The organism is Chitinophaga oryzae (assembly GCF_012516375.2).
GTDB classification, from domain to species: Bacteria; Bacteroidota; Bacteroidia; order Chitinophagales; family Chitinophagaceae; genus Chitinophaga; species Chitinophaga oryzae.
Map to the genome: position 1 here is coordinate 4,651,935 of NZ_CP051204.2, position 14,205 is coordinate 4,666,139.

Genomic DNA, 14,205 nt, shown 5'->3' on the forward strand with positions numbered 1-14,205 from the left:
ATTCCATGCGAACCACCCTTCTTTTTCTTTGCTGTGTTTTTTTCACCACCGTGCTGAAAGCGCAAAGCCCGACCGACAAGCGGTACCTCGACAGCCTCGAATCCGTTTTTGCCCGGGCGCGTACCGACAGCGAAAAAATACGCGCTGCGGTGCTGATATCCAGCTACTGGGTGTATACCGATACCGTTAAAGCAATGGCCATCATAGACAAAGTTGAGCCCCTGGCCAAAGGCAAGCCTTACTACGAAGGCCTGCTGATTTCCGTGCGCGCCAATGCCAGCGTGTTTGTCGATGATTTCGAAAAAGGACAGCAACGGCTGATGGCGGCAGAACGCATCTTTGAAAAACAGGAGACACCTGAAGCTTACGGCCAGCGGGCACGCCTCTGGTACAACTACGCCTTTATCGAACAACGTCAGGGACACGACAAAGAATTTCTCCGTATTATACTGGAGCGTTGTATCCCCTACGGAGAGAAGTCAAAGGAAAACGGGCTGTTGTCCCAGTATTATTCCGCCGTGGGGGTGGCTTTTATGAACGAACGTGAATACGACAAAGCCATTCAATACCAGCAAAAAGCCATCGACAGATATAAGGAAGAAGGACAGAAAGACGATTTCATCATCTGGAACTACCTCCGGATGGCTACCTGCTATATCTATAAAAAGGACCTGCCGAAGGCAAAACAAAACCTGGACATCGTGTCGGCGATGCCCGAATCCAAAGAAGAGCGTTCCTATACCTCGCTCTACTATACCACCTATGCACAGTATTACGGCGGCATGAAACAGTTCGACGCAGCGCTGCAGGCTATTGACGCCGGCATGAAAGCGGCGCAACATCTCAACCAGGGCCATCGCTACAGCGCCCTGCTGTACCAGAAATATTCCCTGCTGAAAGACATGAAACGCTACCGGGAAGCCAAAGCAATACTGGTCACGCTTTCCACCGATCAAACTTTCATCGGCCACGAGAAAAACCAGCTGACGCTCAAAAAAGAAATGGCCGAGATCATGGCCAGCCTCGGTGACTATAAAGGCGCCTATGAGATGATGATGGCGCACAAAGAGCAGAATGACAGCGTCAACAACCAGGTGGTGCGCAGACAGGTGGAAGAACTGGAAATTCAATACCGTAATGCAGAGCACGAAAAGAAAATAGCCGTACTGGAATCGGAAAAAAAGGAAGCCGCAGCCAGGGCCCGCAACCAGGCGCTGTTCAACTGGCTGCTCAGCACCGTGGCGCTCATCCTGCTGATATTGGCCGCTTTCTCCTGGCTGTTTTACCGCAACCAGAAAAAACTGTCTGCCCAGGAAGAAGTCAACCACCGCCAGCAAGTAAAAGAAATGCAGCAACAGCAGCAGTTGGTGGCCACAGAAGCCATGCTGGAAGGCGCCGAACGCGAACGCCGCCGGGTGGCCCGGGAACTGCATGACGGCCTGGGTGGCCTGTTGTCGGGCATCCGGATAAAACTGAGCGGTGTGTCGCGGTCCGACGAAGAGCTGGATAAAATCATTCACCAGGTAGACAATGCTGTGTCCGAAGTGCGCCGCATTGCCCACAATATGATGCCGGAAACCCTCGCCCGCTTTGGCGTGGAGACAGCCCTGCAGGAACTGTGCGACTCGCTGCAGACGCCACAGACCGTCATTCATTTCGAAGCTTTCGATATCCGGAAAGACATGCCTGTTTCTGCCCAACTGGCCATTTACCGCATTGTACAGGAAGCTCTCTCCAACGCCCTGCGGTATGCTGACGCCAAAAACATTGTCGTGCAATGCAGCCAGAACGGGCACACGTTTTTTATCACAGTGGAAGACGATGGTAAAGGCTTTGATCCCCGGCGTCCGCAACGTATCGGAATCGGCCTCACCAGCATGGAAAACCGCGCCCGCTACCTCAACGGTAGACTGGAGCTCGACAGCCAGCCCGGCGCCGGCACTACCATCCATGTGGAATTGGACCTGGAGACAAAAAGCAGGGAAATCAATACCTTACAGGAAGTCTGAAAAATATTTTCTTCCAGGTGTCCAAATCCGGGTAACCGGCTGCGTCATAGTAGCAAATTCGACTTAATCCCGCCACACTGGTGGTACAATTGAAAGCACCCGCAAAAATATAAGGACGATGCAGGAATTTTTAGTGATCATCCGGGGCGGAAAAGACCCTGGCCTCGGCTCCGCGCAGGAAATGCAGGAACATCTGCAACACTGGCAACGCTGGCTGGGCGAACTGATGGCCTCCGGCAACTATGTGGCCGGTCAGAACCTGGAACCGCAGGGACTGACAGTACTCAGCAACGCCACGGTTACCGACAGGCCGCTGGCAGAAGGCAAAGAACTGGTAGCAGGCTACCTCGTGTTGCGGGCCGATAGCGCCGCTGCCGCAGCAGAACTGGCCAAAGGCTGTCCGGGCCTGCCTTTCGGCTGTACGCTGGAAATACGTGGCATCAGACAGTTACATTAACCATGACCGCCTCCCAAAACATCGACCAGGCAGTAAACCATCTTTTCAGACAGGCGTCCGGAAAGATGGTGGCTGTACTGGTAAAAATATTCGGTACGGAAAACTACGCCCTCGCGGAAGATGTGATGCAGGACGCGCTGCTCAGCGGACTGGAAACATGGAAGTTCAACGGCATCCCCGACAACCCCGAAGCCTGGCTGTTCCGGGTGGCCAGGAACAAAGCTATCGATATTATCCGCCGGAAAAAACACCAGTCGAACGCCGACTTCTCCGATCCGGAACAACTGCCGCCATCCGCCAGCGATGCACTGGACCAGCACTGGCAGGAAGCGCATATTAAAGATGATTTCCTGGGGATGATGTTCGCTTGTTGTCACCCTGATATCTCCCCGGAAAACCAGGTCACTTTTATACTGAAGTCACTCTGCGGTTTCAGTACCCGGGAAGTGGCGCGCGCTTTCCTGACATCGGAAGACACCATTTCCAAAAGGCTGTACCGCACCAAAGAGTTCTTCCGGGCCAGCCGGATAAGACCGTATATTCCACCGCCGGCGCAGCTCTCCGGCAGACTGGACGCGGTGCTCAACAGTCTTTATCTGTTGTTCAACGAAGGATACAGCGCCACGCAGCACGAACAACTCATACGGGAAGATATTATTACGCAAGCCATGTACCTGTGCCAGTGCCTGCTCGATCATGCGCATACGCGGCAGCCGCGCACCGCTGCCCTCATGGCGCTGTTCTGTTTCCATGCCGCCCGCAGCAGCAGCAGGCTTCACCCCGATGGTACCATTATCCCGCTGTCGCAGCAGGACCGGCAACAGTGGAACAAAGAGCTGATCACTGCCGGCAACGAATGGCTCAACAAGGCCGCTGTAGGCACCACTTTCTCCCCTTTCCACCTGGAGGCTGCCATAGCCTGTGAGCACTGTATGGCGCCTGACTATGCGGCCACCAACTGGAAAATGATCCTGTCTTATTACGATGCGCTGCTGCAGCTCACCAAAGACCCTGTGATATTGCTCAACCGCAGCGTCGCCATGTTGGAATATGCCGGCGCGCAGGCAGCGCTGCAATCGCTGGAAGCCCTGGAGGGGCACCGCCAGCTGAACCGCTACTACCTCTATCATGCCGTATTGGGCGAGATCTACAAACGGATGGGCGAGAAAGAAAAAGCCGTGACTTGCTTCGAACAAGCGCGCCTGTTGACTGCCGCGCAACAGGAACAGGAATTCCTGGCGGCTAAAATTGCAGATACCTGATTCCCACGAACGGTGGCTGGTATTTGTTTCACCGGCTGTTTACGGGCAGACGAAGGACATGGAATGGAATCCATGCCCTCGTCGTCAGTTGAGCCCGCCGGGTTGCTGTTGCAGGCTTTTGGCGATGGCCAGTTCTGTGGCAAAACCGGTGGCCATGGCTTCCGGCAGCTGTATTCCTTTAGCAGCAGGCCATGGCAGGTGTTTCATCGGCCAGTCGCATTGCGCCAGGTATTTTTCATAGGCTACCGTCCGCTCGTTGGTCACTTCAAAAGAATTGCTCCAAAAGGCGTTTCCTAAGCGATAGTTGTTACAGAAGTCTGTAAAGTCGTCAAACAGTTCATATACGTAGTCTGCCGCCTGCAGTATGTTTTTCCAGGCCTCTTCCGCTGTGATGTGTCCCGCCATATAGGCATCCCGGGAGATCACAATCAGCCGCCAGCATTCATACCCCCATATCAGCTTAGGCGGACGGCCGCCAGGTCTGTGTTCGACACAGGAAAATATGTAGGATTCCGGCAGGCCGGTCAGCGCCGCCAGGCGGGTGCTGACTTCGCGGCTTTCATTCCGCAGCGATACGGTCATGGCAAAGGGCTCTGCGTGGTAACCTTTTGTCAGCAGTTGCTGAGCTACCTTCCGGTAGTTGTCCGTAGTGAGGATGCCCCAGCTCTGATCAAGGTCTTTTTTATAGAGATTGGCGTCGGCGGGTGTGAAGGTATGGTATTTACCGGGTCCTTGTAAAGCCGCCAGGGGGTAGTATTCCAGCGTTTCGCTCCAGTAGCCGCCTTTATAGATGTCTACCAGCTCCAGCCGCAAAGCCTGTCGTTTCTCTTCACTCAACCAGGTAATTCCGTTCACCTGGTAATAACGTTGTTGTTCCCGCAGGGGCAGCGTGCCGATGTACCGCGCCACGACGAAAAAAAGGCTGACCAGTGCTATAAAACCGATAATGGCGGTCCACTGGGCGCCGGTGAGTGGCGCGGGGTCTTTCACCAGCTTTTGTACCAACATAATCAGGAAAAAGAAATCAAGGAGGGCGAAAGTGACCAGCAGCGTAGCGATGGCATACAATACAGGCTGTTGCCTGCGGTATTTTTCATACTGGCGCCATTGGGGCCGGACAGGAAAATTCAGGTCACGCGGGTGATTCTGTAACAACGGTTTCATTATATATATAAATTTCGAACTGCGAAAGTACAATAACTTTTAAGCTTTTGGCCCCTCTCCTGCTTTTCTCAAAATAAAAGGCCGCTTCCGTACGGGAAGCGGCCCTTCGTATGAATAGCATCATGTTACCATCAGTGCATGGGTGTTTCACCCATGGGAGCGGAACCTTTGATCACATTGGCCAGTTCGGGGTTCTCCCTTTTTTCGCGGGTCAGCACCTTGTACGTGATGATGACGCTGAGCATCATACATACTGCTCCGATCAGGAAGTGCATGCCGGGGAAGTAGAATGGCGCCCGGGCAGAGGTGAAATAAGCAAAGGTGCTGTTCATGATCAGCGGGCCTACCACGGTGGTCAGGCTCATAAGGCTGGTCAGCGCCCCCTGTAGTTCTCCCTGCTGGTTGGGCGGCACATGGCCCGAGATCACTGACTGAAGGGAAGGTCCGCAGATACCGCCAAGGCAGTAAGGTATCAGGAAGGCGAACATCATCCAGCCCTGCGTGGCAAAGGCAAACAGCAACAGGCCGAAGGCGTATAATGACAGTCCCAGGTAGATACTCTTTTCATTGCCGATTTTCGGATTAATGACGCGGGTGAGCCCTGCCTGCACGGCACCTACCAGCACGCCTACCACGGCCAGGGAGATACCTACCATTTTCTCGCTCCAGTTGAAACGGTAGATGGTGAAGAAGTTCCAGTTACCCTGTACCGCCTGGCTGCCAAGGTAAATCAGGAAGAAGCTGAATGCCAGTCCGCCGATTTCGGGGTGATGGGTCAGGAACTTCAGGGAGCCAAACGGGTTGGCCCGTTTCCACTCAAACGGCCGGCGGTTTTCTTTGGCCAGCGATTCCGGCAGCAGGAAATAACCATAGAGGCAGTTGAGCAAACAGAGCGCGGCAGCAGCGTAAAACGGTGCGCGGATGCCCCAGGTGGCCAGCAGCGCGCCCAGCGCCGGTCCTAACACGAACCCGAGACCAAAAGCGGCGCCGATAAGCCCGAAGTTTTTGGCTTTGGACGTTTCGTCGGTGCTCACGTCTGCGATGTACGCGGTGGCGGTGGTAAAACTGGCGCCGGTAATACCGGCTATCACGCGGCCGATGAACAACCATCCGTAGTGAGGCGCCAGTGCCAGGATGATGTAGTCGATACCGAAGCCCAGCAGGGACAGCAGCAACACCGGGCGGCGGCCATAGCGGTCGCTCAGGTTACCGATTACCGGGGCAAATAAAAACTGTGTGATGGCAAAAACAGATAATAACAGGGCGCCGTAGGTACTGGCTTCGTTGACCGGAATGTGCTTCAGTTGGGCAATCAGATCAGCCATCACCGGAATGATCAGCCCCCAACCCATCACATCAATCAGCAAAGTGATAAAAATAAAGCTAATCGCAGCTTTTTTGGAAGTGGTATGCATAGTAGTGAATTGCGAATAATGGAATGTCTTTCGAAAAACGGGGAACAAAAATACGTTGTGTTATGGTTTTCTCATGGGTTCACCTATTTTATCAGGGTCACAAAGGTACATCCGATCCGGCTATTATAAAGCTTTTTCCGGTTGAAATACATACGACCATCGGTAAAAACCCTCATTTATCCGGTAAAACCCCCGTTTTTTCTTCAAAAAAACTTTCAATATTTTTTGAAAATACCGAAAGTTTAAATAGTTTTGACACCAGAAAAGCAAACCTGCAAGCCATGAACATCCTTGCCTATCTGATCTACTTTGTTATCACTTATCTGATCACGGTACATGTAGGACTTCGTTTTTACCGGAACGGCAGGGTCTTCATCCACGGCCTGATACCCCAGGATGCGGCGTTGTGCGAAGCCATCAACAATATCCTGCTCACGGGCTATTACCTGGTGAACATCGGTTACGCCACAGTGATGATTTCCTTCTGGCAAACGATTCATACCGTCACGGAACTGGTGACGCAAATAACGGAGAGTACGGGGTTAATTATCCTCACCCTGGGGTTGCTGCACTGTTTTAATATGAGTGCGATTTACTACATCGGCAGAAAAAAACAATTACTTCATCCCATAAAACCATAACATATGCATCCCGCATTCAACTTTTCCGCCTACATGATTTACCTGCCGGTAGTCATCGTGGTCACCTGGCTCGTAGCCTGGATACTGTTCAAAAACAGCAAGGTATTTATGATTGACATTTTTCACGGAAAGCAGGAACTGGCATTGGCTACCAACAAACTTTTTGAAACGGGGTTTTACCTGCTGAATATCGGGTTTGCTTTCCGGATCATGGTAATCGGGCAGGACCTCGACACGCCGCGTGAACTGATGGAAGTACTGAGTACCAAGCTGGGCGGCTTTTTCATTTATCTCGGTATCATGTTGTTCCTGAACCTCTACCTGTTTTTCCGGGGCAGAAGAATTTCCAAAGCCCGTCAAATCCACGCTGATACTGCCGCCGGCCTTCGTCCATTATCCTGATACCTCAGGGGCAGGTGTTGCAAAATACCTGTCCTTTTTATTTTTTGTCAAAGAGAAACTGCACTGTGGTGTCCGGGAACTGTAACTCGATCCGGCTGCTGTCCCGCCACATTTGCAGCACTTTTACAGATTGAATGTCTTCCAGTTTAGCGGTCCCCAGATCTTTTTCCAACCGGTTCATATTCGCTGTTCCTTCCAGCCTTTCCACCGGGCCCAGGCCCTTGATCACCTCAAAAATACGATTACCGATCGGGCTTTTACCGCCCATCTGGACCCGGTAATTACCGGGCAGCACTTTACGGAACTGGGTGTCCCGCGCGAACCCTGCCCCCACAATGGTGAGAAAAGGGATCATCATCGGAATGGTAGATAGCACGGTCAACGCGACTAACACCCATGTATATATTTTTACAAACTTCTCCTTATAGTAACGGACAATAATATACACGGTACCGATAAGCCAGAGGTAAAACAATATCCGGTCGGGCCAATAACCACGGATGCTAAAGCCTGCACCCAGGTCCAACGCCACATTCAGGAACAGCAGACAGGTTAACACTGCGTAAGCCTGTTTATCTCTTGCAATACTCATAGAGGGAATCTCATTTCGGCCAAGGTACAAAAAAAGCTGTTCCGGAAATGGAACAGCTTTTTTTATTTGAAGGCAAGTTAAAAATGGATGTTAAAGAAGATTAGTATAAAGTGAATTCTACCCTTCTGTTCTGTTGACGGCCGGCAGCGGTTTTGTTAGAAGCAATCGGCTGCGTAGAACCGTAACCGGTAGCTTCAATCCGGGAAGGATTAGCGCCTTTGGACACCAGGTAAGCTTTGATCGCTTCCGCACGTTCTTTGGAGAGACGCATGTTGGTGGCGGCAGAACCGGTGTTGTCCGTATGACCGGCCAGTTTCAGGCTGAAGTTTTTCTCTACCAGCAGGCTGGCTACTTTATCGAGACTGGCAAAAGAGTTAGGACGGATAGTCGCTTTACCCAGGTCAAATTCCAGGTTGTCGATCGCGTCTTTTACCACTTTCCTGTCTGCTTCTGTTACGATAACTTTTTCTTTTATCACCTGCACAGGAGCCGGCAGCGGGCAACCAGCGCCGTCTACTTTAGTACCGGCAGGAGTGTTCGGGCATTTGTCCAGGTAATCAGGAACGCCGTCACCGTCGGTGTCGGTTTTCATACCGGCAATTTCCTCTTTCAGCTGACCGATAGCAGCTTCGTTGCGGGCATCGCTTTCTGCGAGAGAAGTTTTCAGTGCAGCGTTTTTGCTCCACAGATCTTCTGCCAGTTGAGCAGCAGGATTTACAACCGCCAGCTGTGGTTTTCTTTTCTTACCGATGGCAAATTCAAGACCCAGTTTGGCAGTAGAGAATTTGTCTTTGTTACCGCTGTTCACACCATCGAATACTTTGCTGTTCACAAAGTTAGCCGTGTACGCCAGATCGATGTTCACGCCGGGAGCTACTACAAACTTAGCGCCCACGCCAACAGGGATGAACATTTCGCGGTGGCTGGACTTACCGCTGGTAGTCAGCACTTCCTTTTCTGTTCCGTCCGCAGCGGTAACGGTAGGTTTAAAACCTATCGCACCCGCACCTACAGACACGTAAGGAATAACAAAGCTCTGTTTGTTGATCCAGTTGATGGAACCCAGGCTGAACACACCACTCAGTGAGGCAGACCAGTCAATATCCGTCTGGAAAGATTTGATACCACCTGCTAACGGCGCACCATTAATATCAGTCAGTGTCTGCGATGCTTTGGTGGCGCCTTTTACCTGTCCGCGCATGAAGTCCGCCTGCAGGCCAAAGTTGTGAAAAATCTGCTTTTTCACGTACGCACCGTATACAATGCCAACATTCTTAAAGTCGAAGTTATTGAAGTAGTAGGGACCGCCAAATGGGCCAAACGCAGCGGATCCGCCACCCCATGCACCAACTGACCATGTACGATAATCTTTTACGCCATTGAAGGGAACTACACGATTTGTTTTCAGGGTACTGTCCTGGTCCTGTGCCATTGCAGCAGCGCCAGTCAATGCAAGTACAGATGAAGTCATCATGAGAGACTTCCCAAATTTCGTAAACATCCTCATAAAATTTAGAATTGGGTTAAATTATATAATCTGTTCCATGTATAACAAACATAAAGTCGTTAACAACCAAGGTACCATTGTTAGAACAGGCAGGCTATTTGCAAAGCCTGTGCCAAAACCGGAATCAACCTTAAAAACTCTCCCCTGTACCCCTTTACCACAAAGGGTTTCAACGGATATAAAAAAATCAGCTACACCTCACCACCTTATCTACTGCCTTATCATATAACATTTTTTCAAACTAAATAAATAACGTTTATACATCTTAGTTATATGCCCATATTTTTTCAATAATTAGCTAGCCAGAAAATCCCGCTGCATCAAATAAACGCATTGGGATTTCGTGGCCCTCCAAAAAAGGCCTGGTATCCTAAACGCCTATACGAATTATGGGAACAGGCATAAAGCAGGAAGCCTGTGCTCATGCACAGGCTTCCTGCAATGCTTATCCGTTGTCCGTTTAACAGGCGGACATTTCTTTTTTATTGGGCATTGGCTGCAGTCCGAGGTTTTGCAGCATCTGCATATCCTCTGACACACCGGGATTTGGAGTTACCAGCAGTGTTTGCCGTTCGCCGGTGAAGATGGAATTGGCGCCGGCCATGAAACACCAGGCCTGTTCGGATTCCGTCATCTCGATACGGCCTGCGGTAAGACGTACGGTAGACGCAGGCATCACGATACGTGCCGTGGCGATCATGCGCACCATGTCCCACGCGTCCACTTTGGGATTATCTTCCAGCGGCGTGCCTTTCACACGGGCCAGCGCGTTGATGGGCACCGACTCCGGATGTTTGGGCATCGTGGCCAGCGTAAGCAGCATGGAGATACGGTCGCGGTGCGTTTCCCCCAAACCGATAATACCGCCGGAGCACACGGTGATACCGGCTTTGCGGACATTGTTGATCGTATTGATACGGTTATCAAAATTGCGGGTGGAAATGATTTCTTTATAGTATTGTTCGGAAGTGTCGAGGTTGTGGTTATAGGCGTGCAGACCGGCTTCCTGCAGGCGGACCGCCTGTTCTTCCGTGAGCATGCCGAGCGTGCAGCACACTTCCATGCCCAGTTCATTGACGCCTTTTACCATGTCTATCACACGGTCGAAGTCTCGGTTATCCCTTACCTCGCGCCAGGCGGCGGCCATACAGAAACGGGTGGACCCGTTGTCTTTGGCTTTCTGTGCATGGGCGATCACGGTTTCGGTGGGTAATAAAGCCTGTACCTTGATATCGGTATGATACCGGGCTGCCTGTCCGCAATAGGAACAGTCTTCCGGGCATCCGCCTGTTTTGATGGACAAGAGGGTGCACACCTGTATCTCCCGGGCGGAATGAAACTCGCGGTGAATGGTGGCTGCCTGATAAACCAGGTCCAGCAGGGGCTGGTCGTAAATGGCCTGGATTTCCTCCAGCGTCCAGTCGTTTCTGATAGCTGTTGATGTCATGCTTCCTGATTAAATTTAACGGTGTTATGGTGAGTGTCTTTATGCGTATTGTGCGAGTTGCTGCCCGATGGCTGCCAGCCAGTTGCCAAACAGTTGCCGCTCCAGCTCCTGCACATGCCGGGCATGTGTTTCCCAGTCGGGCGCAAAGTCCTGCAGCTGTTTGATCATCTCTTCCAGGTGTCCTTCCTCTTCCATGATAATAGAGCGTACCATCACTTTACTGGCGGCTTTGTCCAATGCAGCCTGATATACCGGGTACAGTTCATCGGCGCGTACTTCTATGGCATATGTCACGAAGAGATACGCGGCATACTTCAGCTGACTGCCCTGCAGGCCAAAAGTGTTTTTGATGTAGCGGCAGGTCTGCATGTCCAGCTGATGCAGGTAATGCCTGGTCTGATGCGGGGCCAGCAGCTCGTGCAGCTGGTATGTTTTACAAGTGTCCGGACTTACCTTGGCGATCTGTTTTTTCAGGTAATAAGCGTGGCGGTGTTCTTCCGCTGCATGTTTCAGCTGGATAAAATCCACGAGCGTGGGATGCTCACAGGCTGAAATTTTACGGGCGCCGGCATTCTCCATAAAAGAGAGCGTGTTCAGCCATTTGGCGTGCAGGTCGTTGTGTCCAACGATATGTTGCAGTAAATCTTGCATATATCATACGTTTCCGGTCAAAAGTAACCGCTTACCGGATGACTCAACTGGGCCAGTTTTGATATAATAGCTGGTCCGGATGATTGTTTATGGGGATGATCGGGTATATCAGACGGCATTTTCATCATTCAAAAACATACATATCAACAACATAAATATTAAATAAAATAATATTTATATAGATTCAGGTAGAAATAAGATAACTTGCCGGACTATTTAATTAAAACATTTTACCCGACATGAGCAGTCCGGTCCCCTATAAGAGTTTTGTACAGATTGACCGGCAGTCCGCCACCGCCATCTACCTGCAGATTGCCCACCAGCTGATCAATGCCATTCAGCGGGGGTACCTGGTGACAGGCACCAAACTGCCCGGCACCCGCCAGTTCAGCGAACTGCTGGAAGTAAACCGCAACACCATCGTAGCGGTATATGAAGAACTGGACACCCAGGGCTGGATAGAAACGCGGCCCAATAAAGGCACTTTTATCATCGGGCAAACGAAAGGCCGGCCGCAGAAAATCCGGTCCACGCCGGATACGCCGCTGGCGCGGTACCCCAAAGAGACCGGCTTCGATTTCCGGAAATCCAGCCTGCTCGACAACCCGTTTGAACATTCCACCTGTGAATATGTGTTCAACGACGGCACCCCCGACATCCGCCTGACGCAGGTCAGCCACCTGTCCAGCCTTTATAGCGGCCATCTCAAACGCAAAAGCAATCACCGTAAGCTGGGGTATTATAACCAGGATGGCAGCGAGTTCTTCAAAAAACACCTGTCCAATTACCTGAACCAGTCCCGCGGCCTGCATATCTCCAAAGACAATATCCTCATCACCCGCAGCACCGAGATGAGCGTTTATATTACCTCCGAAATTCTGCTGTCACCCGGTGACACCGTACTGGTGGGCTCCCTGAGCTATTTTTCCGTCAACATGATCTTTCAGAAATCGGGCGCGCGGATACTCTCCGTCCCGATCGACGAAGACGGTATCGACGTGGATGCCGTACGCCGCATCTGCGAGCGGCAGCGTATCCGTATGTTGTACATTACCCCGCACCACCACTACCCTACCACCGTCACCCTCAGTGCGGAACGCCGTATCGCCCTGCTGCACCTGGCCTCGGAATTCGGCTTCGTCATCCTCGAAGATGATTACGACTACGACTTCCACTATGACAACAGCCCCGTGCTGCCCCTGGCCAGCGCCGATACCAACGGCATGGTCGTATATACCGGCGCGTTCGGGAAATCCCTCGCGCCCGGCTTTCGTACCGGTTTTATCATCGCCCCGGAAAACCTGATGACAGAAATGCGCAAACACCTCGGCATCATCGACCGGCAGGGCGATGTGCTCATGGAGCAGGTATTGGGGGAAATGATCGGGTCGGGGGAAATCCATCGTTACCTCAAAAAATCGCTTAAAGTATACCGCGAACGGCGGGACCATATTGTAGACGTGCTGCAGGACGAGCTACAGGATTTTATGGAGCTGCGGAAGCCGGCCGGCGGTCTCGCCGTATGGACGCGCTGGAAACGGCCTATCAACCTGATGCAGCTGGGAAAAGCCTGCTCCCGGAATAATCTCTTTATTCCCAAAACGCTGTTGTACCAGCACCGGGACCTTACCGCCATGCGGCTGGGATTCGGGCATTTTACGCAGGAAGAAGCAGCGGAGAGTGTGAGGATACTGAAGAAGGGGGTGTTGGAGGTAATGGGGAAAGGAACGTAAACAAACAGACGCCTGCCCCGGAGAACCAAGACAGACATCGTCTGCATCCACTATAAACATCCTATTAATAGCGATTGGAATATCTCGGTCTTTCCTTCGGAGGCCGTGCCTCTGTGACGCTGATCACGCGACCGTCGATCTCTTTTCCGTTAAGGTCGTTCATCGCCTTTTCAGCCTCGTGCTGATCAGGCATTTCAACAAAGCCAAACCCTTTGCTTCTGTTGGTAAATTTGTCCGCAACGACTTTTGCGGATGATACTGCACCGTATTCCATAAACAGTATTGCCAGCTCCTCAGTCTGGAAATTAAATCCCAGGTTGGACACATATAGATTCATTGGAGTTAAAATTTTAAAGTGAAAAATATCTGAGAAGAATGCAGGTGTAAAACAGAATGACCGGCGAGAGTAATGGTAGCTTACAGAAGCGATAAACCTCAAATTTCGTCCAAGGTACAGTTAATTTTCCTTTTTCCCCCGGAAAAAATTCGCTATCCGCTTTTTATTTCTTATCTTTAGAAACGCACTTTTGAGTATACCTCGAGCCGGCACATAACACAACAGACAGTAAGGCCATATTCTGAATAACCCTTTTAATATCCTGTTATGCTTAGAGAAGATCACAGGCTCATCACCTTCTTTGACGAAATTGCCTACGACATCCTGTTAAGCACCTACGGAGAATTTTCGCTGTGCACCAAAAACATCGACAGACATCAGCAGGAAAACCTTTTCCGGCAATGGCAGCAAAAGTACCAGATCCACTTTCATCAAAAGCTGGATGAGGCTGCTGCAGCGTTCGTTTCAGAAAACAAGTCCACCGTCACGATCGACTGGCTCCGTAAAAAAATCGGCATGCTGATCCAGCATTATCTGCAGATTTTTACCTTGCGGGCACAGACGACCTGAAAAACCATCATGCGGGAA

General features: G+C 51.2%; 14 protein-coding genes. 7 read left to right on the top strand and 7 right to left on the bottom strand.

Annotated elements, in window-relative coordinates; translation table 11 throughout:
* Positions 1-5 precede the first annotated feature (5 nt).
* The 3 genes from HF324_RS18990 to HF324_RS19000 all read left to right on the top strand — a co-directional run bounded on the left by HF324_RS18990 (position 6) and on the right by HF324_RS19000 (position 3,728).
* Entirely contained in the window at positions 6-2,009 is a 2,004-nt protein-coding gene (locus tag HF324_RS18990) for a tetratricopeptide repeat-containing sensor histidine kinase (RefSeq protein WP_168860537.1), read from the top strand.
* A gap of 118 nt (positions 2,010-2,127) precedes the next feature.
* Positions 2,128-2,466 (top strand): YciI family protein, encoded by a 339-nt coding sequence (locus HF324_RS18995; RefSeq protein ID WP_168860538.1) that lies wholly within the window; start codon positions 2,128-2,130, stop codon positions 2,464-2,466.
* A gap of 2 nt (positions 2,467-2,468) precedes the next feature.
* Positions 2,469-3,728, top strand: coding sequence for an RNA polymerase sigma factor (locus HF324_RS19000; RefSeq protein WP_168860539.1), 1,260 nt, complete (start codon positions 2,469-2,471; stop codon positions 3,726-3,728).
* Between the two features lie 84 nt (positions 3,729-3,812).
* Here HF324_RS19000 and HF324_RS19005 read toward each other — a convergent pair whose 3' ends face one another.
* Positions 3,813-4,892 carry a DUF1266 domain-containing protein gene (locus HF324_RS19005; RefSeq protein WP_168860540.1) on the bottom strand — a complete coding sequence of 360 codons (1,080 nt, stop codon included), beginning with the start codon at positions 4,890-4,892 and terminating at the stop codon, positions 3,813-3,815.
* Between the two features lie 131 nt (positions 4,893-5,023).
* Positions 5,024-6,307 (bottom strand): TCR/Tet family MFS transporter, encoded by a 1,284-nt coding sequence (locus HF324_RS19010; protein WP_168803992.1) that lies wholly within the window; start codon positions 6,305-6,307, stop codon positions 5,024-5,026.
* A gap of 281 nt (positions 6,308-6,588) precedes the next feature.
* Here HF324_RS19010 and HF324_RS19015 point away from each other — a divergent pair, with 281 nt between their 5' ends.
* Together HF324_RS19015 and HF324_RS19020 are read left to right on the top strand one after the other, a co-directional pair.
* Positions 6,589-6,948, top strand: coding sequence for a hypothetical protein (locus HF324_RS19015; RefSeq protein ID WP_168860541.1), 360 nt, complete (start codon positions 6,589-6,591; stop codon positions 6,946-6,948).
* Between the two features lie 3 nt (positions 6,949-6,951).
* Positions 6,952-7,350, top strand: coding sequence for a hypothetical protein (locus HF324_RS19020; protein WP_168803994.1), 399 nt, complete (start codon positions 6,952-6,954; stop codon positions 7,348-7,350).
* 37 nt (positions 7,351-7,387) lie between these two features.
* Here HF324_RS19020 and HF324_RS19025 read toward each other — a convergent pair whose 3' ends face one another.
* From HF324_RS19025 to HF324_RS19040, 4 genes are all read right to left on the bottom strand, one after another.
* The gene (locus HF324_RS19025) at positions 7,388-7,942 is read right to left on the bottom strand and encodes a hypothetical protein (protein ID WP_168803995.1); all 555 of its coding nucleotides are present in this window, start codon (positions 7,940-7,942) and stop codon (positions 7,388-7,390) included.
* A 100-nt stretch (positions 7,943-8,042) separates the two neighbouring features.
* Positions 8,043-9,443 carry an OmpA family protein gene (locus HF324_RS19030; RefSeq protein WP_168860542.1) on the bottom strand — a complete coding sequence of 467 codons (1,401 nt, stop codon included), beginning with the start codon at positions 9,441-9,443 and terminating at the stop codon, positions 8,043-8,045.
* 466 nt (positions 9,444-9,909) lie between these two features.
* Positions 9,910-10,896, bottom strand: a complete 987-nt coding sequence (gene bioB, locus HF324_RS19035; RefSeq protein ID WP_168803997.1) for a biotin synthase BioB — start codon at positions 10,894-10,896, stop codon at positions 9,910-9,912.
* 39 nt (positions 10,897-10,935) lie between these two features.
* A complete protein-coding gene (locus HF324_RS19040; protein ID WP_168803998.1) occupies positions 10,936-11,547 on the bottom strand; it encodes a hypothetical protein in 612 nt (203 codons plus the stop codon).
* 239 nt (positions 11,548-11,786) lie between these two features.
* Between HF324_RS19040 and HF324_RS19045 the strand changes: the two genes are divergently transcribed.
* A complete protein-coding gene (locus HF324_RS19045) occupies positions 11,787-13,280 on the top strand; it encodes an aminotransferase-like domain-containing protein (protein ID WP_168803999.1) in 1,494 nt (497 codons plus the stop codon).
* Between the two features lie 64 nt (positions 13,281-13,344).
* On the opposite strand, the gene rbp is transcribed toward HF324_RS19045, so the two are convergent.
* Entirely contained in the window at positions 13,345-13,617 is a 273-nt protein-coding gene (gene rbp, locus HF324_RS19050; protein WP_168804000.1) for an RNA-binding regulator, read from the bottom strand.
* Positions 13,618-13,884: 267 nt separating this feature from the next.
* Between rbp and HF324_RS19055 the strand changes: the two genes are divergently transcribed.
* Positions 13,885-14,187, top strand: a complete 303-nt coding sequence (locus HF324_RS19055) for a hypothetical protein (RefSeq protein ID WP_168804001.1) — start codon at positions 13,885-13,887, stop codon at positions 14,185-14,187.
* Positions 14,188-14,205: the final 18 nt, after the last annotated feature.